The 20,326-nt window shown below is 59.0% G+C and carries 18 protein-coding genes; 9 read left to right on the top strand and 9 right to left on the bottom strand.

Translation table 11 applies throughout. The annotated features are described in order from the left end of the window. Positions 1 to 177 precede the first annotated feature (177 nt). The gene (locus tag VB780_RS13560; protein ID WP_323351692.1) at positions 178 to 1,374 is read right to left on the bottom strand and encodes a hypothetical protein; all 1,197 of its coding nucleotides are present in this window, start codon (positions 1,372 to 1,374) and stop codon (positions 178 to 180) included. Between the two features lie 714 nt (positions 1,375 to 2,088). On the opposite strand from VB780_RS13560, the gene VB780_RS13555 reads away from it, so the two are divergent. From VB780_RS13555 to VB780_RS13535, 5 genes are all read left to right on the top strand, one after another. Further along, a complete protein-coding gene (locus tag VB780_RS13555) occupies positions 2,089 to 2,619 on the top strand; it encodes a DsbA family protein (RefSeq protein ID WP_323351691.1) in 531 nt (176 codons plus the stop codon). Between the two features lie 96 nt (positions 2,620 to 2,715). Beyond that, the gene (locus tag VB780_RS13550) at positions 2,716 to 3,147 is read left to right on the top strand and encodes a histidine kinase dimerization/phospho-acceptor domain-containing protein (protein ID WP_323351690.1); all 432 of its coding nucleotides are present in this window, start codon (positions 2,716 to 2,718) and stop codon (positions 3,145 to 3,147) included. A 45-nt stretch (positions 3,148 to 3,192) separates the two neighbouring features. Next, positions 3,193 to 3,540, top strand: coding sequence for a hypothetical protein (locus VB780_RS13545; RefSeq protein ID WP_323351689.1), 348 nt, complete (start codon positions 3,193 to 3,195; stop codon positions 3,538 to 3,540). A gap of 337 nt (positions 3,541 to 3,877) precedes the next feature. Next, positions 3,878 to 5,239: an AAA-like domain-containing protein gene (locus tag VB780_RS13540; RefSeq protein ID WP_323351688.1), complete on the top strand. Its 1,362-nt coding sequence runs from the start codon at positions 3,878 to 3,880 to the stop codon at positions 5,237 to 5,239. Further along, the gene (locus VB780_RS13535; protein WP_323351687.1) at positions 5,232 to 6,665 is read left to right on the top strand and encodes an AAA-like domain-containing protein; all 1,434 of its coding nucleotides are present in this window, start codon (positions 5,232 to 5,234) and stop codon (positions 6,663 to 6,665) included. The genes VB780_RS13540 and VB780_RS13535 overlap by 8 nt, the downstream gene beginning before the upstream one ends. 375 nt (positions 6,666 to 7,040) lie before the next feature. On the opposite strand, the gene VB780_RS13530 is transcribed toward VB780_RS13535, so the two are convergent. After that, positions 7,041 to 7,619, bottom strand: coding sequence for a glyoxalase-like domain protein (locus tag VB780_RS13530; RefSeq protein WP_323351686.1), 579 nt, complete (start codon positions 7,617 to 7,619; stop codon positions 7,041 to 7,043). Positions 7,620 to 7,909: 290 nt separating this feature from the next. On the opposite strand from VB780_RS13530, the gene VB780_RS13525 reads away from it, so the two are divergent. Continuing rightward, positions 7,910 to 8,674 (top strand): sigma-70 family RNA polymerase sigma factor, encoded by a 765-nt coding sequence (locus tag VB780_RS13525; protein WP_323351685.1) that lies wholly within the window; start codon positions 7,910 to 7,912, stop codon positions 8,672 to 8,674. A 40-nt stretch (positions 8,675 to 8,714) separates the two neighbouring features. After that, complete coding sequence (locus VB780_RS13520) at positions 8,715 to 9,746, top strand: tetratricopeptide repeat protein (RefSeq protein ID WP_323351684.1); 1,032 nt, start codon at positions 8,715 to 8,717, stop codon at positions 9,744 to 9,746. A 61-nt stretch (positions 9,747 to 9,807) separates the two neighbouring features. On the opposite strand, the gene cphA is transcribed toward VB780_RS13520, so the two are convergent. The 3 genes from cphA to VB780_RS13505 all read right to left on the bottom strand — a co-directional run bounded on the left by cphA (position 9,808) and on the right by VB780_RS13505 (position 14,629). Next, on the bottom strand, positions 9,808 to 12,498 hold the full coding sequence (cphA, locus tag VB780_RS13515; protein ID WP_323351683.1) for a cyanophycin synthetase: 2,691 nt from the start codon (positions 12,496 to 12,498) through the stop codon (positions 9,808 to 9,810). A 200-nt stretch (positions 12,499 to 12,698) separates the two neighbouring features. After that, complete coding sequence (locus VB780_RS13510; RefSeq protein ID WP_323351682.1) at positions 12,699 to 13,442, bottom strand: DUF1995 family protein; 744 nt, start codon at positions 13,440 to 13,442, stop codon at positions 12,699 to 12,701. Between the two features lie 20 nt (positions 13,443 to 13,462). Next, positions 13,463 to 14,629, bottom strand: coding sequence for a cysteine desulfurase family protein (locus VB780_RS13505; protein ID WP_323351681.1), 1,167 nt, complete (start codon positions 14,627 to 14,629; stop codon positions 13,463 to 13,465). 326 nt (positions 14,630 to 14,955) lie between these two features. On the opposite strand from VB780_RS13505, the gene VB780_RS13500 reads away from it, so the two are divergent. Beyond that, a complete protein-coding gene (locus tag VB780_RS13500; RefSeq protein ID WP_323351680.1) occupies positions 14,956 to 16,044 on the top strand; it encodes a glycosyltransferase family 2 protein in 1,089 nt (362 codons plus the stop codon). Positions 16,045 to 16,132: 88 nt separating this feature from the next. Here VB780_RS13500 and topA read toward each other — a convergent pair whose 3' ends face one another. The 4 genes from topA to VB780_RS13480 all read right to left on the bottom strand — a co-directional run bounded on the left by topA (position 16,133) and on the right by VB780_RS13480 (position 19,589). Beyond that, on the bottom strand, positions 16,133 to 18,316 hold the full coding sequence (gene topA / locus VB780_RS13495; RefSeq protein ID WP_323351679.1) for a type I DNA topoisomerase: 2,184 nt from the start codon (positions 18,314 to 18,316) through the stop codon (positions 16,133 to 16,135). Positions 18,317 to 18,616: 300 nt separating this feature from the next. After that, the gene (locus VB780_RS13490) at positions 18,617 to 18,757 is read right to left on the bottom strand and encodes a hypothetical protein (RefSeq protein WP_323351678.1); all 141 of its coding nucleotides are present in this window, start codon (positions 18,755 to 18,757) and stop codon (positions 18,617 to 18,619) included. Further along, complete coding sequence (locus VB780_RS13485) at positions 18,754 to 19,059, bottom strand: hypothetical protein (RefSeq protein ID WP_323351677.1); 306 nt, start codon at positions 19,057 to 19,059, stop codon at positions 18,754 to 18,756. The genes VB780_RS13490 and VB780_RS13485 overlap by 4 nt, the downstream gene beginning before the upstream one ends. A 122-nt stretch (positions 19,060 to 19,181) precedes the next feature. Beyond that, on the bottom strand, positions 19,182 to 19,589 hold the full coding sequence (locus tag VB780_RS13480; RefSeq protein ID WP_323351676.1) for a hypothetical protein: 408 nt from the start codon (positions 19,587 to 19,589) through the stop codon (positions 19,182 to 19,184). 337 nt (positions 19,590 to 19,926) lie between these two features. On the opposite strand from VB780_RS13480, the gene VB780_RS13475 reads away from it, so the two are divergent. After that, on the top strand, positions 19,927 to 20,211 hold the full coding sequence (locus VB780_RS13475) for a hypothetical protein (RefSeq protein ID WP_323351675.1): 285 nt from the start codon (positions 19,927 to 19,929) through the stop codon (positions 20,209 to 20,211). The last annotated feature ends 115 nt before the right edge of the window (positions 20,212 to 20,326 follow it).

The raw sequence follows: 20,326 nt of genomic DNA, 5'->3' as shown, positions 1-20,326 counted from the left end.
TTTCGAGCTGTTGACAAATGGTGGAACGGCGACCTGGACTAAATCTCGGTTTCTAGAACCAGGGGGACATCGGTCTACCGTCCTGGTTCTTAAGATACAAGGGGGATCTCCACTTTTGCTACAAGAAGTAGGACTTTTCAAACATCCTCTAACCCGGTTGCGATTGCATCCCTTAGCCTAATTTTCCAGCACCGGATGGGCAATCACCGGGCAGTTGATTGTCGCCTGGGTGGGGCGCAGGCCAAACAGCCAGGGGTTGCCCGGCCCCTCGGGGTTGATCACCGCATCGGTGACCAGGCCGCTGGTGATCAACCCTTGCAGATCTTCCAGGGAGGTGATGCGGCGTACTTTGTTGGCTGCGATCGCCCCTTCCGTCCACATGCTCACGTGGGCATCCCACAGGGGGCTGTAGTTGTTGTCCGCTGATGGGTTGTCGTTGTCGGGACCGTAGGGAAACACGTTGATTGGGTCGATGCCGTTGTTAGCCAGCGACGCCACAAACCCCTGGTGCTGCCCGGTGCTGGTATCGCTAATGCCGTTGAGCACGGGCGAAAAGCCCAGCAGCGCCGACTCATCAGCAGGCAGCGATTTGCCAAAGGCCGGAATATCCGCCAGCTTCGGGGCAAACACCCCTTTTTCGAGCACCGAGGGCACATCCGCCGACACGTCGGTGACCAGGTGATAGAAGTACTGCCGCCCGCCCTGGAAGCCATCCAAAATCGACATTGTGACGGTTCTGTTTTCTAGATCAATAGCCTCCAGGCGATCGTGGCTGCCGGAGGCATTGTGGACGATCTGGGCGTTGAGCACCACGCCGCTGGGCATCACCGCCATGGAAGAATATTGGGCATCGGCGATCGCCCCAGGGGTTGCCACCGCCGGCGGAAACGGGTTCGGCGAACCGGGCTCAACCTGATATTCTGGCGAAAAGTCGATGTTGCCCTGGAACTGCATAATGCCCTGCGTTAGGGTCACCGGTTGAGCGCCCGCCGTGCCAATTACATGCTTCATTTTGGGAGAATAATTGATGCCCAAGGTCTTAGCGACATCAAAATCAGAGGCCTCCGTCAAAATGTAATAGACGGACTCACCCTGGGGAGAAAGGCCCCGGTATAAGGGCAAGGTTACCGTGGCGCTGCCCAGGGTAAAATCCACCGCCAGCGCACTTTTGACATAGACATTGTCGCTGGGCTTAAAGGCGACGGCGGTGCGTTCAGAATAGGCCGGTCGCCCCGATTCTTGCGCGGCGGTGGTGAGAATTGCGTTGGCCTCAGCTACGCCATTAGGCCCAGCGGCAAAGCTGGTGGATGCGATCGATAAAACCACGGCGAGCAGAAAACTCACCAAAAAAATAGCTCGTTTACGTAGGTTCATGGGGGCGAAATTTCCTCTTTTTCTGAATAGGGGACTCGCCTCCACTCTATAGAGCCTGCCACCGCTTGTTGCTATGCCCGAGACGAGTTCTCTCTCCCAACTATTGTTAGGGATTTGACCTGTCCTAATGGTTAGGTTGTTGGCTGTGAAAGAGTATTTTGTGTCGTCCTGGGGACTGGGCACGCCTTTGTATAGCTGTAAATGGGTGGGCTAGTTCAAAAGTAGGATGGGTTAGCGATAGCGTAACCCATGCGGGCGTTGTATTGCGTGCCTCAACCCAACCTGCAACGTCTTATATTTAATTGCGCCTGCCTGCTTAGTCGCATGGACTAAAACCTCAATCAACCCTAAAAATGCTCAAGCGATCGCACGTTTAAACGTTTATCTAGACATGCTAAAGCCAGCTAAGGTAACTTCTCGAAAAAAGTTTTTCACTGGTGGGCAGTACCCACCCTACAGTGGCTTCTGTCAGGTAGTCAGGCCGGTATCTTCTTTCCTGGAAAGCTCTTAAATTCAACCACCCAGCAGGGCAGTTTGCCCCCCTCTAAAGCAGCGCCCAGGGCAGCGATGCGAGCCTGCACTCTAGGGCTCATCCTGACCTTTTGGCTAGGTCTATAGCCACCCCCAGGAACAGCCACAATCTTAGTCTTACGAGGCGCGACAGTTGTTGCTTCGCCCCCTACAGTTACGGATAACTTCTCGGCTCTCCCCGCTATGGTGCTCCCTGTGTCTATTTTGACCGCCCCCGTTGGCCCGGGCGACCACCTATGGGGGCCACCCACCGCCCACCTAACCCTGGTGCAGTATGGCGGCTACCAGTGCCCCAACTGCGGCTCCGCCTATCCGCTGCTGATGAATTTGCTAGAGCACCTGGGCGATCAGCTTTGCTTTGTATTTCGCCACTTTCCTCGCAGCGAGGTCTATCCCCACGCCCAGCATGCCGCCGAAGCTGCCGAAGCCGCTGCCAGTCAAGGCAAATTTTGGCCCATGCACCACTGTCTGTATACCCATCGGCACGCCCTGGGCAGCGGCTACCTGGTCGAGTACGCCGCTGATCTAAAGCTCGATGTGCGGCAGTTTTTGCGGGAGGTAACGGGCGATCGCTTCGTCAGTCGCATCCAGACTGATATCGCCAGCGGTCGCGCCAGCGGCGTCGTCGAGACCCCCGCCTTTTTCATCAATGGCCACCGCTACCACGGTGCCCCCACCCAAACCGCCCTTTTAGATGCCCTCTCCACCCTCTAAATACCCCAAGGCCAAGATTCAGGGTAGACACATAGGTCTACCCCTACCCTTTCTCCTCTGAGGATGCTCTACCACCCCCTACCCCTCACCCACCCTATGACTAACTACCCCCATCCCCACTTCACCAATCCCACCATCTCACCGCCCCTCGGCCCACCCCTCAAACCAGGACTGCGCCTGCCCCCCGACCCACCGCCTATTGCCCACAGCCAGCAATACCTGCTCTACCTGGCCGAAATTGGCGAGAACACCGTCGGTTTAGTGCACGACATGCGCAGCCCCCTCACCGTGATCATCAACGGTCTGCAACTGTGCCAGCGAATGCCGCTGCCCCAGGTTGCCCGCCAGCGCCTAACTCTGGCCCTAGAAGAAGCCGAACGGCTCAACCGCATCGTCAATGATGTGATTGCCTTTGCCCGCAGCGCTCATCCCTCAGGGGCTCACTGGCAGGCCAACCATCGCCCCGACCCGACCCGCTACGGCGTCGAGATCCCTTCCCTGCCGCCCTATCAAGAGCTTTCGGAATAACGGCCTTCTGTCATTGAATCAACCTGCTACTTCATCGGTTTAGCTATGGGCAACCCTACCGTGCAATCCTCATTCAGCCCGCTCGACTCTACGCTACTGACCCAGGACAACCATCAAAGCGATGACCCGGTGGGCGGTATGCCATTGAGCTTCAACCATCGAGTGATCTTGACGGCGCTGTCTATCATTACACCGCTGCTGGTCTTGACGAATTGTCTCGACAAAATCCAGGGAACCTTTGTTGCAGAGCCGATCCGGCCTGCCTTGGCCCTGGCCCAACCGGCCCACTCGGGCCTCGACTACCTGGGTATTCATGCCAAGCTGCTGTGGGCCTACGCACCGCCGGGGGGAATGGCCCAACCTGTGCACTGCATCTCTGTTGCCGCGCCCTGATCATTTCTTCTCCAGCCGTGGGTTACGGCCGTGCTGGAGGGGCTGGGTCGATAGCTCTAAGGCGACTTCTGAAAAACTTTGTCCCCGGTGGTGGGCAGTGCCCACCCTACGGCTAACCCACGCTACGGCCTCCCATCTCCTGCTTTCTGACAAAGCCGTGGGTTACGGCGGTGATGGAGTGGCTGGGTCGATTGCTTCAACCCCCGCCCGCCTAACCCACGCTACGATCACCCCATCACCCCATCACCCCACCTCCCCATCTTCCCCACCTCCCCCATCCCTCCAAACCCCTCCAACTCGGTTCGCTATGATAGCGTCAGTGTTTTTCCCCACTGCTATGCGTGCCGACGAAGCTCTAGCCTTGCTAGATCAACTGCTGCCGGGTAGCACCTTCAGCAACCTGCAAGAAACCGTTTTTAGCCAGGTATGGGAGGGCAAAACCTATGCAGAAATTGCCGAGAGCTGCGGCTACGACCACAGCTATATCCGCGATGTGGGGTTTCGACTGTGGCAGGCGCTGTCTGAGTCGCTCAACCAAAAGGTTTCTAAAAGCAATATTCGAGCTGTGCTAGAGCGCCATGCCCGTAGCCAGAGCAGCCCTGCGCTGACCCTGGCCGATCGCCTTGAGGTCAGCCTATCTCCGCCAGTGTGGGAGTTGCCCAATGGGCCAGTACCGCTACAGTCCACCTTTTACATCGATCGCCCGCCCCTGGAGGCCCAAGCCAAGGCAGAACTGCTCAAACCGGGCAGCCTGATTCGCCTCAAGGCTCCGCGCCAGATGGGCAAAACCTCTCTACTGCGGCGACTGGTGGCCCATGGCCAAGACCACCACATGCGCTGCGTGACCCTGAGCCTGCACCGAGCCGATCGCCAGATTTTTGCCGATCTAGATCTGTTTCTGCGCTGGTTTTGCGCCAACATTGGTCACCAACTGGGCCTAGAGCCCGACCTGGAGCGCCGCTGGAATGGTGACATTGGTAGCAAGGTGAGCTGCACCGCCTACCTGGAAGACTACGTACTGCCTCGGGTGGATGGGCCGCTGGCGATCGCCCTTGATGAGGTCAATGAGCTGTTTCAGTACCCGAGACTGTCGGCGGAGTTTTTGCCGCTGCTGCGATCGTGGTACGAAGACGCCCGCGAAATTGAGGCCTGGGGCCGTGTGCGCTGGATTCTCTCCCACGCTACGGAGGTGTATGTGCCGCTGCAACTGCACCAGTCGCCCTTTAATGTGGGGCTGGCCCTGCGGCTGCCCCCCTTTACCCTAGACCAGGTGCAGGATCTGGCCTGCCGCCACCAGCTACCCTGGGCTACGGGGCGGGACGGTGCTCAGAGGCTGCGATCGCTGTTGCAGGCGGTGAGCTGTCGGCCAGGGCTGGTGCGGCTGGCCCTCTACGCCCTGGCCCAGGGCGAGCTTAGCCTAGAGCAGCTGATCGAAGAAGCCCCCACCCAGTCGGGCATCTACAGCGATCATCTGCGAGAATTGTTGGCCGCCCTGTACCCCCACCCTGACTTGCAGGTGGCCTTTCGCTACGTCATCGAGTCGGTGACCCCCGTGGCCCTGGAGCCGATTGCCGCCTACCGCCTCGAAAGTCTGGGCCTGGTCACCCTGAGCAAAAACCTGGCCACTGCCAGTTGCGAACTCTACCGCCAGTATTTTCTCCAGTTTCTACCGCCATCCTTGAGTTCGGCCTATGGTTGAGTACCGGGTGGGGGGCAGCCTCGCCGCCGATGACCCCACCTACATAGAGCGAGAGGCCGATCGCACCCTCTACCGATCGCTGCTCCAGGGCGAGCTGTGCTACGTGCTCACCTCGCGGCAGATGGGCAAGTCAAGCCTGCGGCTGCGCACCCGCCAGCGGCTAGAGACCAACGGCATGGGGCGCTGCGCGGCGATCGACCTCACCCGCATTGGCAGTCAGCAGATTAGCCCCGAGCAGTGGTACCTGGGCCTGGCCTTTGACCTGCGGCGCAAGTTTCAACTGCCCGATGGGGTTGATTTGCCGACTTGGTGGCAGGGGCTGGGGCCGCTACCACCCGTGCAAAAACTGAGCTACTGGATCGAAACCGTCCTCCTCACCCCCCAGCCCGACCAGCCGCTGTTCATTTTTTTGGATGAAATTGACAGCGTGAAGGGGCTGAGCTTTGGGGTAGGGGATTTTTTTGGGTTAGTGCGCTTCTGCTACAACCAGCGGGCTGAGAATCCTGCCTACCGCCGCCTCAACTGGGCCTTGTTTGGGGTAGCCACTCCCCACGACCTGGTGACGGAGGCGCACCAAACGCCGTTCAACATTGGCCGGGCGATTTCCCTAGCGGGCTTTACGCAGGCTGAGGCCGCTCCCCTGGCAGCGGGGCTGGTGGGGCTGGCGGAGCGACCCGAACAGGTGCTGGCGGCGGTGCTGCACTGGACTGGCGGGCAGCCCTTTTTGACCCAAAAACTCTGCGATCTCATTCAGACGGCCCATCGGGACAATTTCATCGGGGCGGGGGCCGAGGGGGCGAGGGTGGAAGCGTTGGTGCGATCGCGCCTGATTCACCAGTGGGAAGCCCAGGACGACCCCGAACACCTGCGCACCATTCGCGATCGCCTGCTGGCCGACGAACTGCGATCGAGTCGCTTGCTCAGCCTGTACCAGCGCATTCTCACCGCAGAGACGATTCCTACTGACGGCGGCATAGACCAGGCCGAGCTAAAGCTGTCAGGAATTGCGATCGCCCGCGACGGGCACCTCCAGATCGCCAACCCCATCTACGCCCAAGTTTTCAACCCCGGTTGGGTCAACCAGAGCCTCGCCCAGCAGCGCCCCTACGCCGTCATGCTGCAAGCCTGGGTGGCCTCAAACTTTCAGGATGACTCGCGTCTGCTCATGGGCCAGGCCCTGCAAGATGCCCTGCAATGGGCGGCTGACAAAAGCCTCAGCGATCTCGATTACCGCTACCTCTCCGCCAGCCAAGAGTGGGATGCCAAAATGGTGCGCCTGGAGCTAGAGGCTAAAAACCAGGCCAACCGCATGCTGGCCGAGGCCCAGCGCCAGGCCAACCAAATCATCTGGTTTAGCTGCCTCAGCCTGGGGGCCTGTCTGGCGATTTCTTTGGTGGCGCTGTTGATGAGTCTGTTTAGACCCTAGGTGATTTTGGATGTTGGATTGGCGATTTTGGAGGGGGATACCCGGGATGGCAGGGCTAAAAATGCGCTGAGAATTGGATGACTGCTAGATAAGAACTCCTAGATCAGAGTTCTAACAGAGCTTCAGGGGGTTATCAGATTCCCTAGGGATGATGGGGGAATTCAGCCAAGCAAACCCCCTTCCCTGAAACCTAATCATGCAGCAGCGGCAACTGACAATCTATGGTGCGATTCGCAAAGCGTTCGGGAACCGACTCGAACCGAGTATCCGTCCCGGGATCGCCCTGGTGACTCCCCTGCTGGTGCTGGCCAATGCTCTAGTGAAGCGGGTTCGACACCTCACAACTTCGAGCTTCTACCTAGCATTAGTCAGCTGCTAATCGTCGATTTCTGCCAGCTCAATCACCTGGTTGTCGTAGTCTTTGACGAGAAAGTTGAGGGGCTTTTCGTTGCGAATTTTGTGCTGAACGCCGCCGAGCTGTACCCGCATCAAAATGTACTCTAGGCAGTTGTGGTCAAAGCAGACGTGGCGCTGCTGGTTGCGGTGGCCCAGGCTGGCTCCGCCCACCACATGGAGCTGAGTATTTTTGCGCAGTTGGTACCACAGCCCTTCGGGGCTACTCATGGCGCTCTGGTTGGCCAGGCTGGTGGCCCCGCCCATGTACAGAGGGTCGAGACCAGCGGTACCCAGGGTTTGCTCGTAGTTGTAGTAATAGTGCAGGGGCACTTCGGCGGCGGGCAGGTTGAGCATACCCTCGTAGAAGCGGCGGGCCACCTCCAAATCAGACACCATCACCGTGTAGACCTTGGGGGCACCCTTGAGAAACATCCACATGGCCCCGGCGTAGGCCACCAGCAGCATGACCATAATGCCCTGGGTCGACATGATGCTGTCGAGGGGCAGCCCCAGGAGGGACGCCAGGCAGAGGTTGGGGGAGACTAGGTCAAGCAGCATAGGCCCACTCACAGGGTTAACTACAGCGGCGATGGTGGCCCTCGCCTGAATAGAATATCTCGTAACTAGTGTATCAATTCTGCAATAAACTCCCCAAGGGCTTCGGTACTGGCTGGGCCGGGGGCAGCAGGTTGGGGCTAGGGATGGGGAAATCCCTGAGTTTCAAAAAAATTACGTCGCTAAAATCGCCACGCTAGGTATATTAAAGGCTGATTTAACCCGCCGCCTTGGTCAGTTGCGATCGCAGATTTTGAGGGTGGCTTTGGTCAACGTTCTCCACGGCTCAACCTATGTCTAGCCCAGCGCCTATTCCTACCTTTCCTGAGTGCGACCACAGGCTGGTGCAGTCGCTGCACCATTTGAGCGATCGCGAGCTGGTGCAGCTGTTTCAGCGCCACGGCGATGCGGGGCGTTATTTTACGGCGATTTTCTGTCGCTACAGCCCCATGGTTTACAGCCTGATTCGCCACTCGGCGCGATCGCCCGTGCAGGCCGAGTACTTATTTGCCCTCACCTGGCGGCACATTCTCCACGAGCTGGGCGGTGTCGATTGCCCCGAGGCGGCGGCGGGCGAGGGGCCGGGCGCGTTTACCCTGCAAAACTGGCTGATCAATATCACCGCCCTCTGCATCAACCAGGCAGTGGTGCCCGAGGTTGAGACCATTCACTATTCCCTCGATCAGGCGACGCCGCCCCTGTGGTGCTACGTTGAGCAGGCCCTCGACCGCCTGCCGCCGGTAGAGCGGCTGGTGGCCGTCATGGCCCTGACCTTTCGCTGGAGCGAGAACCGTATTGCCGCCTACCTCCAGGCCGAGGGTGAATCCCTTACGGCGGCAGAGGTGCGCCACAAGCTGGGGTTGGCTTTTCAACATTTGGAGTCGGCCCTGCCCGAGGACATTCGCGAAATTTACCTGGGCGGTGGATCGCTGCGACCTGACCCCCTGCCCGACGATCTCGACGGCCTGCTGACCGTGCCCGATCTAGAGGGAACAGGCTTGGTAGATGCTGGACTGGTGGGCACCGCCGGAGACGTTGGTGGCGAATGGGCCAACTAATTCAGCTGACCCCGCAACGAAGACCCTGGGGAGGGGGAGAATGGCTATGAAGCACATCGGTAAATTGAGCCTGGGGGTGAGCCTGGGGGCACTGGTATTGGTACTGCTGAGCGGGCAAGTAGCCCCGGCGGCCAACCTGGAAGAACAGCTCGATCTGCGCCCTAACAGCGCTACTCGCGGTGAGTCAAGGGATGTCGCTGACGGCTGGATGCAGTTGGGCAATCAGCAGCTGACGGAGGGCGATCTGATCGAAGCCGTCAATTCCTGGGCCGAGGCGGCAGAAATCTATCGCCTGCTGGACGATGGCCAGTCGGCGGGGCGAGCCTACGGCTCGATGGGGGCCGCCCTGGCCACCCTGGGCCTCTACCCCGAAGCCGAGCGTGCCTTTGTGCTGCGGGTGGGCACAGCCCGCGACAACGACGATCTGCTGGGGCAGGTGTACGGCCTCAACAACCTGGGCAACCTCTACGTCAACCGAGGGCAGCTGATCGAAGGGCAGGCCCACTTTGCAGAAGCCCTACAAATAGCTCGCGCCACGGGCGATTCGCGGGCCATTGGCGTTTCTCTCAGCAATCTGGGGCAGGTGGCAACCCAGCGGGGTGACCTGGAAGCGGCGGTGCAGCTGCTTGAGGCCGCCACTAACTACCGCATTTTGGCCAGCGACTACGTGGGCGAGGCCCACTCGTCGAACAGTTTGGGGGATGTTTATGTGGCCCTGGGCCGTGAATCTAACGCCATTGGAGCCTACCGAGTGGGGCTACGGGCCGGGGTTGAGGCGGGCGATCGCGCCCTACAAATTCGCGCCCTGGATGGCCTGGCGGGCATCTACCTGGAGCGGGACGACCTGGTACAGGCCAAGACCTACCTCGACCAGCGCGCCGCCCTCACCTTGGGAACCGTCCCGCCCGATCTGCAAACGGCCCTCAGCTATCGAGCCCTGGGTGACTACTACATGCTGACGGGGGACGCAGCCCGAGCCGAGCAGGCCTTTACCCTAGGTCTAAAAATTTCTCGCGATCTCCAGCAGAAATCCTTAGAAGCGGAGTTTATCAACCGACTGCTGGAGTTTTAGTTTCCTATACTCAAACGGGCGTCCCTAGATTCTAGGGACGCCCGTTTGAGATGGGCATTGCTTAGGGATGCACCTGGGCGTACTGGTCGATGGGTGTAGACTGGGGCTCGGCGGTGCCATTCAGCCCCGACTTGATCTGGGGCAGCGGGTTGCGGGCTTTGATCAGGGCGATCGCCCTAGTCACGGTCTCCGGCAAAATTACCACCAGGCTGTCGTCCTCAGCGCCGTCGAGGGCGGTGTTGATCGCCTCGGTCTCGTCGAGAATCGTGCGATAGCTGGCGTGGCCCGATCCCTCCTCAATGCCGTGGACAATCCACTTGGCGGCGTCGCCCCGGCTCCGCCCCCGGGTGTCGTCGTCCTCTTTGACCACAATGTCGTCAAACATCTGGGCCGCCAGCTTGCCGAGGGTGATGAAGTCATCGTCGCGGCGATCGCCAGGCCCACCCACGACACCAATGCGCTTACCCGGCCAGTTCTTGACAAAGCCGCCCAGGGCTTCATAGCTGGCGGGGTTGTGGGCATAGTCAACCAGGGCGTGGAACCGGCCCAGGTTAAATAGGTTCATACGGCCAGGGGTCTGGTCGGTCGAGGCCTCAAAGGTGTGCAGCGCCTGGCGAATGAAGCCAATATCCACCCCCTGGGCAAAGGCAGCGAGACTGGCGGCCAGGGCGTTGGCGATCTGGAAGGGAGCCTTGCCGCCCATGGTTAGGGGCACCTTGTCGGCCTGCTCAATGCGCAGTAGCCAGTCGCCCTTGAGAATCGACAAATAGCCCTGTTCGTAGATAGCCGCCAATCCCCCCTGTTGAGAATGCTTGCGCACCAGGTCATTGTGGGGATCCATGGAGAAGTAGGCCACCTGGCTCTTCACCTTTTGGGCCATGGCCGCTACCAGGGGGTCGTCGGCATTGAGCACGGCGTAGCCGCTGGGGCGCACGGTTTCGGCCACCACACTCTTGAGGTGGGCCATATCTTCGAGGGTTTCGATGTCGCCTAGGCCCATGTGGTCGGCGGCCACGTTGAGCACTACGCCAATGTCGCAGTCTTTAAAGGCCAGGCCCGATCGCAGAATGCCGCCCCGCGCCGTCTCCAGCACCGCCACCTCCACGGTGGGATCCTGCAAAATTACCTGGGCGCTTTGGGGGCCGGTGGTGTCGCCCGGCTCGACCATATTGTCGCCGATGTAGATGCCGTCGGTGGTGGTAAAGCCCACCATCTGCCCGGTCTGCTTAAAGATGTGGGCGGTGAGGCGGGTGGTGGTGGTTTTGCCGTTGGTGCCGGTGATTGCCACCACCGGAATGCGGGCGGGCTGCCCCGGCGGGAACAGCATGGCCAAGATCGGCTCGGCTACGTTGCGGGCGATGCCCACGCTGGGGCACACGTGCATGCGCAGTCCAGGGGCGGCGTTGACTTCAACGATCACCCCATCCACCTCGCGCAGGGGCTTGGAGATGTCGGAGGTGACGACATCGATACCGGCGATGTCGAGCCCGATAGTTTTGGCAATGCGTTGGGCCACCCAAATGTTGTCGGGGTGGATATCGTCGGTGCGATCGATGGCGATGCCGCCCGTGCTCAGGTTGGCGGTGGCCCGCAGATAGCACATTTCGCCCTCGGGCAGCACGGTGTCGAGGGTGTAGCCCTTGCGATCGAGCAGTTGCCAGGTGGTGCGATCGACCTCAATGCGGGTCAGCAGGTTGTCGTGGCCTACCCCTCGGCGGGGGTCTTGGTTGGTGATTTCAATCAGCTGCTCAATGGTAGATTTGCCGTCGCCGACCACGTGGGCGGGCACTCGCTCAGCCACCGCAATCACCCGGCCATTGATCACCAGCACGCGGTGGTCTCGGCCTCGGTAAAAGCGTTCGACAATCACACCCCGAGACACCTCTTTAGCCGCTTCGTAGGCTTCTTCTGCCGCCTCAAAGGTGTCGATATCGATGGTAATGCCGCGCCCGTGGTTGCCGTCGAGGGGCTTGATCACGATGGGGTAGCCGCCCACATCCTCGATCGCATTCTCAAGCTCATCGAGATAGTTGATCACAGTGCCCCGAGGCACGGGCACCCCGGCGTTGCGCAGAATTTGCTTAGTGCCCTCTTTGTCGGAGGCCAGCTCTACCGCCAAAATGCTGGTCTTGCTGCTCAGGGTGGCCTGCACCCGCTGCTGGTAGCGGCCGAAGCCGAGCTGAATCATGGCTCGGGTAGAGAGCTGCATCCAGGGAATATCTTGGATTTCGGCAGCGCGCACAATGGCTTCGGTGCTGGGGCCGAGGGCCGCGTCGAGGCGAAACTCGGTGAGGTCGGCCAGGTCTTGATCTAGCTCTTCTTTGGAGTAGTGACCGGTTTCGACCAGGCTGTTGCAGAGACGCACGGCGGCGCGGGCTGCATAGCGACCAGCCTGCTCGTTTTGGTACTCAAACACTACTTGGTAGACTCCAGCCTCGGCCACGCTGCGGGTGCGGCCAAAGCCGACGGGCATGCCGGCTATGGTTTGCAGCTCAAGGGCGACATGCTCGACGATGTGGCCCATGTAGGTGCCCTGGCGCACCCGACTCAAGAAGCCGCCCCGGTGCCCCGGAGAACAAAAGTGCTCGATCAGGCTAGGGAGCGTTTCTACTAGAGCTTCGTAGAACCCAGGAATCTGGTCGGAGGGGCGGTCGGCGAGGTCTTCTAGGTCGAGCCGCATCAGAATCAGGTTGGGGTAGCGAATGCTCCAGTAGTTTGGCCCTCGTAGAGTCTGGGTTTTAAGAATTCGCATGGGCTGTCGTAACTCACCGGTCGTAGAACAGGGTTGGCCTGAAAGCAGCGCCGATCGAGAGCGGGGTCAATCGGGCAGGGGTGTAGTGCAGTATAACCCCAGGTCAAGGCCCAAGACAGTATCCCTGAGGCACGATCTTGGGCTCGATGGCAGGAATAGTCTAACAGCGATACCCGCCCTAGCTGGCCTCTGTAGCTGACTTACTGGGTCAGGGCGCGAATAAATCCCTGAAGCTCGCTTAAAAACCCGCCTCGTTTGCCTTTGGGGGCCGCAGCACCGGGCTCGCCAGAGTTGGGGCTGGCTTCGCCCATCAAGATGCGATCGATCGCTTCACCGGAGGGCTTTTGGGGCGTTTCGGCCAGCAGCTCGTAGCCCGCGCTAGTCTCCTGCCACACCTGCCAGGGGGAAGGGTAGCAGCGCAGCAGCACAACCTCCTCCATGGGCCGCAGGTAGTAGACCGGCTCTAGGGTGCTGAGGAAGCGATCGCGCAGCTGCCGTCCGGCGTAGCCAATGCCAATGGTGGCCACGTCTTCGAGCTTGGGGTTGAGCATGATTACAAAGGCATCGCCCGCCTGGGCGCACATCTCCTCGACCTGGTTGACTTCTATCGACGAGGGCTCCACAAACAGGTAGGCCTGGTCGCCTGGCTCCATCTCGCTGTGGAGCTCGCCGATGCCCCGCACTACAAACTCGGGGTTGCCCCAGTTGCGGCGGGCCAGGGCCGCTGCCCCCGCGTCGGGAAAGTAAATTTTGAAGGTCAGGCCCAGCTCTTGCAGGGCCGGGTAAAACAGTTCGGCGACGGGCAGGCCCTTCAGCTCGGAGTAGACTAGCTCAACCATCATGCGGGGCACCCCCGCCTGGATCGCGGCCTGGGTAGCCCCTCGGGCCTGGGCGATCGCGTCTTCGAGACTGGCCGGAACGCCCGTAGTCGTCACAGAATCCATAGCACCATCCATAGCAAGCTCTACACCGGAGATAGGGTTAGGGGAGCGAGGGCACGCCGCAGCACCTGGCGCAGCACCATCGCCGTCCAGTCTATATCGGCGGCGGTGGTGTGCCGCCCCAGGGTGAGGCGAATGCCGCAGCGGGCCGCGCGATCGCCGTAGCCCATCGCCAGCAGCACTGGGCTGGGGCTGACCTGGCCGCTGTGGCAGGCCGACCCAGCGCTGATGCCAATGCCCGCCAGGTTCATCTCGCGCACCAGGGTGCGACCGCTGACGCGATCGCCATCGGCGGCGGCAATGCAAAAGCTAGCGTGGTGGGGCAGTCGGTGGCGGCGATCGCCCGTGGGCACTAGATCAGCCACATTGGCAAGCTGGTCAAAGAGGCGATCGCGCAGCCCCATCAGCCGCAGGGTTTCAGCGGGCATTTCCGCCGCCGCCAGGGCTGCGGCCACCCCAAACCCCGCCAGGGTCGGCACCGCCTGGGTGCCAGAGCGCAGGCCAAATTCCTGACCGCCGCCCCCCAGCAGAGGCACCAGATCCACCCCTGGCCGCACGTATAGCGCCCCCGCCCCCTGGGGGCCGTAGATCTTGTGGCTAGAGAGCGACAGCAGATCGACCGGCAGGGTTTGCACATCAATGGGCAGTCGCCCCGCCACCTGCACCGCATCGGTGTGAAACAGCGCTCCGTGGTCACGGGCTATCTGCCCCAGCACCTCGATGGGTTGCAGGGTACCCACCTCGCTCTGACCGTAAATAATCGACACCAGCGCGGTATTGTCGCGCAGCGCCTGACGCAGATCGGTCGGGCTCACCTGCCCCTGGGCATCTACCGGCAGCCGGGTCACCTGCCAGCCCAGCTGTTCGAGGTGCTGGGCTGGCTGCTCCACCGCCGAATGCTCCACCGCCGAAATAATCAGATGCTGAGGCACGCGGTAGCGCCCGGCCACCCCCAGCAGCGCCAGGTTGTCGGCCTCAGTGCCCCCCGCCGTAAACACCACCGAGTTAGGGTCGGCGTTGAGCAGCGCTGCCACCTGCAGGCGCGCCTGCTCTAGCGCGGTGGCGGCTTGACTGCCCCAGCTGTGCAGGCTAGAGGGGTTGCCCCACTGGTCGGCCATTGCTGTCTGCAAAGCTGCGATCGCCTCTGGGCGCGGGGGCGTGGTAGCGCTGTAGTCTAAATAGATTTGCATAGCGGGCTCGACAACAGAACAGCGCACCCCAAAGGCACAAAACCCATCCTAGCAGGGAGCGCTATCCCCGACAGGCCAACAAGCTGCGCTAGGCAAATCTGCCCTGACCAATTGCTCTAGGACTTTTGCAACGGGGCTGCTGCTGGGTGAATCAGTTCCTAGAAACCTCGACTCGTGGAGATTGCTGATCAACCGCTTGACCACGCCCATGGGCCGACCCCAGCCAGAGGCGGTGGTGCGATCGAAAATTCGCTTGAAGTTATAGATTAGTAAATAGGTAGAATAAAATGTAGTTGCAAATGATCGCAAAAAACCAGGTTGAGCCTATGTCGAAATCTTTATCTTGGGGATTGGTAATTGTCACCTTCAACCGCGAGAAAATTCTGCCTCTATGTCTACAGTTGGCAGTTGAACAAACTCGCAAGCCCGAAGAGATAATTGTAATCGACGCTAGCTCTAACTGGGAAAAGACCTGGGAAAATGTCCAGAAGAATACCGCTGTCAACCACAGCGATATCCGCTGGATCTATGAGCACTATGAGGTTCCTTCCATTACCGCCCAAAGGAACCGGGGCTTAGGGCTAGCTACGACTGACGTAGTCTTTTTAATTGACGATGATTCTCTTATGTTTCCAGGCTGCGCAGAGGCGGTCATGCAAGTCTACGAGGCTGATACCCAAGGTGTTATCAGTTCTGTCGCTATTGCAGAAAGCCCTACTGCTCCTGGAGGTAGCCCCATTCAAGATACTCAAAAGGAGGTTGGCTATTCCCAAAAAGCCTGGGATCTCCTAAGCAAAAATTCGGCCTTCCAATGGTTTTGGAAAAAGATTCTAATAATGGATATTTATGAGCTTTGGATACCCTACGATGGCGATTTCCCCCATCACGAATTGCCCGTTGAAACTCGGTCGATCAATATTAAGCCTGTTTCTCTCTGTCGCGGCTGTCAAATGACATTCCGGCGGGATGTCATAGCTCGAGAATTGTTTGACGCATCTCTACGGTACTATGCGGTTACAGAAGATCTTGATGCTATTAATCGGGTGACCCGTTCTGGTGCGCTTGTGCTTGCTGAAGATGCTCAACTCCATCACTATTCTAGTGGTGGTGGTCGCTTCCCGCGATTTCTTGTCTCGGCACTTTCTGTTTTAAATCAGGCTTGTTTTTTGAGAAAGCATTCCAACAATCTACGTCGAGATCAGTTCAAGTTCTACAAGCTGTCTTGTCGTCGTATTTTTGGCGACCTTATCAAAGATGGATTGGGCAGACGGTTTTCTTTCCCTCAGGTCAGAGGGGATGTTTATGGAGTCTTGCAGGCCAGAAATATTTTTCGAATTCCTGATATCCACGAGCTAAACAATATTTATCCAGAGTTGCAAAAGAAGCTTTTAGATGAGGCCTCAAACAGAAATTAAAGCTATGTCTTGCCTATTTCAATCAGGACGATTGATTCGCTTGACGATAGGATTTTGTATCATCATCGCTGTCTTACCTCAGTCTCGACTATGGGCTAGGTGCCGGTAACTTCAAGGTGCCAAATTTGGGCGACCAAAACTCCCCTCGGCTTTGGAAAAAAGCCACCTCTTTACACTTCTTGCCCCGGCGATTTTCAAGAATTGAGCAGCGCAGCATGATTTTGTCTTGCCCCTCTTTGGTATAGGCATAGCGCTCTAGCAGGGCACCGCAGACGGGACAGGGGTGATCGGTGAATATCTCCGAATTGAGCGCCTGGCGCTGGGCCTGGGGCAGCTCGTAGCGTTTGGCCTGAGCATTCCAAAACATGACGGTGCCGCAGCCGGAGCATTTGAGAAAGTGTTTGGCTTTCATCTTTTTAGAACGGGAGGCAAGTTTGGTCATCGCCTCGCCGCAGGTAGGGCATTGGGTTTTGGTCGGCTGCCCGGTGGCAGGCTTGGCCCTGGTGGCGGATGATCGCACAGAAGTCACGGCTCCCGGTGTCGGGGAATGCTCGGCAAAGGTCGGCAGGGAGAGGAGCTGAGATTTAGCTTGGGCGATCGCCGGCGCAAAGTACCCCCGATGCCAGTCGAGCAGATAGGCCTGCCATTCTTGGTCGCCCGTAGCGATCGCATCCAAGGCCGTCTCCATCTGGGCGGTAAACTCCGGCTGAATCAGGTCGGGCAGCAGTTTCTCCAATGCCCCGTCGAGCTCCAGTCCCAGCGCCGTCGGCTGGAGCTTACCCTGGAGCAGATCCACATACTCCCGCTCCCGCAGAGTTTTGATGGTGGGGGCGTAGGTGCTGGGGCGGCCAATCCCTTTTTGCTCCATCAGCTTTACCAGCTTGGGTTCGCTGTAGCGGGGCGGCGGCTGAGTCTGTTTGGCATCGGCCTGGGCCTGGTCGAGCTGGAGCGATTGCCCCTGGGTGAGGGCAGGCAATACCGAATCGGCGCTGAGGTTGTTCCAGTAGCGGGTGTAGCCCGCAAACTCCAGCACCTGGCCGCGGGCTTCCCAGTAGGCGTCGCCGGATTGGGTGACAATGCGAGTTTTGCGCAGGCGGGCCGGGGCGCACTGCGAGGCCACTGCCCGGTTCCAAATCAGCTCGTAGAGGCGGGCCTGTTCCGCCGACAGTTCGCGCTGGAGGTGCTGGGGCAGGTGATTGACATCGGTGGGGCGAATCGCTTCATGGGCTTCCTGAGATCCCTTAACCGCCCGGTGCCGGGTGGTTTTACGGGGCAGGTTGGTGGGGTCGTGCTGCTCTAGGTACTGGCGCACCGACTCACAAAAGGGGGCCGAGAGAGTGATCGAATCGGTGCGCATGTAGGTGATGTGGCCCTTTTCGTAGAGGGCCTGGGCCACCTTCATGGTGTGCTCGGGGCTGAAGTGGAGTTTGGAACCAGCGGCTTGTTGCAGCGTGGAAGTGACGAAGGGGGCCGGGGGCGATTGGGTCGCCTGTTTGCCTTCGATCTGTAGGACGTGATGGGGATGGGCGCGGGCGATCGCCACCAGTGCATCCGCTCGATCTTGAGTGGTCACCCGCTCCGACTCGTTCTCAGTGCCCTTATCCTCCGCATCTTTGGCGGGCTTGCGCTGCGGCTTAGGGCTGCTGCGATAGAAGGCTTTGAACCCCTCGCCGTAGGTGACCCACACGCTCCAGTAGTCTTGGGGCACAAAGGCTTGAATGGCTCGTTCCCGCACGCAGAGCAAATGCAGGGCGGCGCTCTGCACTCGACCCATGGATTTTGCGCCGTTATTTAGGGGCCAAACCACGTGGCGGCTGCCCTTGTAGCCCACCAGCTTGTCGAGGCAGTCGCGGGCGCGTCCGGCGGCGACTAGGCTTTGGTCGAGGGTGCGGGGATGGGCGATCGCCGCTCTCACCGCCTGGGCAGTAATTTCGCTGTAGACCACCCGCCGAGGATTCTTCAGGTTGAGCGCCTGTTGCAGGTGCCAGCCAATAGTTTCGCCTTCGCGATCGGGATCAGTAGCAATGTAGACGCAGTCGGCGGTTTTGACCGCCTGGCGCAATTCTGATAGAACCTTTTTGGAGCGGGCATCGCGGGGCTGGTAGCGACAGTCGATGGAATCTGCCCCCAGATCAAAGCCGAGGGCATCTTCGCCGTCGTTGGCGAGTTCGCGCACGTGGCCCATGCTGGCCTTGATCACCCAGCCCGAACCCAGGATTTGCCCCAGCTTCTTTACCTTGCCAGGGCTTTCAATCAGCAGCAAATTGGCCATGGTTGCCTCGGTAAACCATCGGGATATAAATGCACCAACTCAATAGTACACTTGAACTCAATAATTGCAGCGGCTCTGCTCCAGCGACCCTGACCATCACCTCTGCCAAGGAGGGTATTGATCGCCGTGCAAGTCACGGCCCTGGGTATTCGTAATACGTTTTTGAACCAGCCGGTGGAGGAAGCGGCGCTGCGGCCTGGGTTTGCCCAGACGCTGGGGCTAGGTGGGGGACGGGGATGCCCAAGTCGCCCCGGCGATGGGTGGAAACGGTGCTGGTGTAATCCGTGGCTGACCCAGGGTTTACTGTCCCTGGCGGGACATCTTCTGCTCTAGGGCGATGCTGGGGGAACTGTGGCGGTGAACCATCATCCAAGCCCGCACCTGGGTCACATATCGGTCTAAACGCGGGGGCGGGTGGGGGTAAGTTGGCCTGGTGTTCATGGGTTTGATCTTCCCCAACTAGGGGAGTTAGCTCTGGTGGAAGATGATTGGCGGTAGCGGTTTTCGAGCCATATCCGCACGTCATCTTCAGAGTAGAAGGTGGCTTTTTGGTGGGTGGCGGGGTCGTAGACCTGCCAGGTTTTGTTGCCACCGCTGACAGTTTCGCGAATTTTGGGTTGGTACCCCTGGGTGAAAAAAGCGGTGAGGGTCAGCAAAACCGAAGTGGCTATGAGCTGTGGCCGCATCCTGAGGGCCGGATGGCGATTGGTCAGGTAGGTTTCAGTCGAAATGAAGGGGTACATAGGGGCTCCTGCAGGGGTTGGGGATGGAAGCATGGCGTTTGCTCTTGAGTTTTAAGGTAGAGAGCAGTCGAGAAGATGCCGGGAAAAAACTGGGGAGAAAATCGAGAAGTTTGTCGAGCAGGTTAGGGATGGCGAACGGTGGATTTTCTGCCGGGGAAATAGACGTGCAGGGTGTGGCTGCGATCGCCCAACCCAACTAGCTCATGCACCTGAAACGGCAGCGTCCAGGTCCACTGGCCAGCGGTCAGCACCCGCTCGGAGGCAACGATCAACTGCCCGCCAGAGGTGCGGTACTTGCGCTCTAAAATGCGGCCCGACTGCACCCGCGTGAGGTTAAACGAGATCTGGTGGCAGTGGGGCTTAGAGGTTTGGCGATCGCCCCAAACGATCGACAGCACTTCCCAACATCGGTTGTGCCAGTGGGGCCGATAACTGTAGCCAAGGGGATGCTTAATCGGGGGCTGGGGCGATCGCTTCTGGCGAGGTTTAGCCGCCGCACCGAGCTGGGAGAAATTGGGGGAAATAAACATGGGTGGCTCCTGAGAGTTCTAGCGCTGGGTATGCTCTGAACCTAAGGAGCAATGGAGAAAAACTGGAATTTAAACTGAGAAATACTCGGGAACTTTAGCAGGGCGATGGCAGCTTCCCGAATTCTTCTCGAAGTTTTCTCGGTTGCCTCTCGGCTTATTCTCGTTTGGGCAATAGAGTTCGATGTAGTGAGGACAGCTACCTCAAACGTTGCGATCGCCAGAGCATTTTCTAGAGCAATATTCTTCTCGGAAAAATGTCTGCGATCGCACCCTTGAGGAGCAATTAAGTTGATTTACTACACAACATCTTTCTGAACTCTACAAGGAGCCCAATGCTATGAAACGTACTGCCCTGTTTGTTTTGACTGCTGCGATCGCGGCTACCACCTTTTCTCCTGTCTTTGCCGCCGCCTACTCTTCTGATGGGTTGAACACAGAAACTACCGAAAAAGTGGACTTCGACAAGCTACGTGAAGAAAATCGCGACAAAGTAGATTTCGATAAATTGCGCCAAGAGAATCTTGACAAAGCAGATTTCGGCAAGCTGCGTCAAGAGAATCTTGACAAAGTAGATTTCGACAAACTACGCGAAGCAAACCGCGATAAAGCCGATCAAATTTAGCACCGTGCATGGCTAGGTTGAGTCACCCCGTCCCCTCGGTATATCTATGCCGACGGGGCGGTGATTCTTATCCCTAGCTCTCAATACACAGAAGCCCTATTCCCTCCCCTATATT

The organism is Leptolyngbya sp. CCNP1308 (assembly GCF_034932455.1).
Taxonomy (GTDB): Bacteria; Cyanobacteriota; Cyanobacteriia; order Phormidesmidales; family Phormidesmidaceae; genus Nodosilinea.
This window is presented reverse-complemented; position numbering and strand designations above follow the sequence as displayed.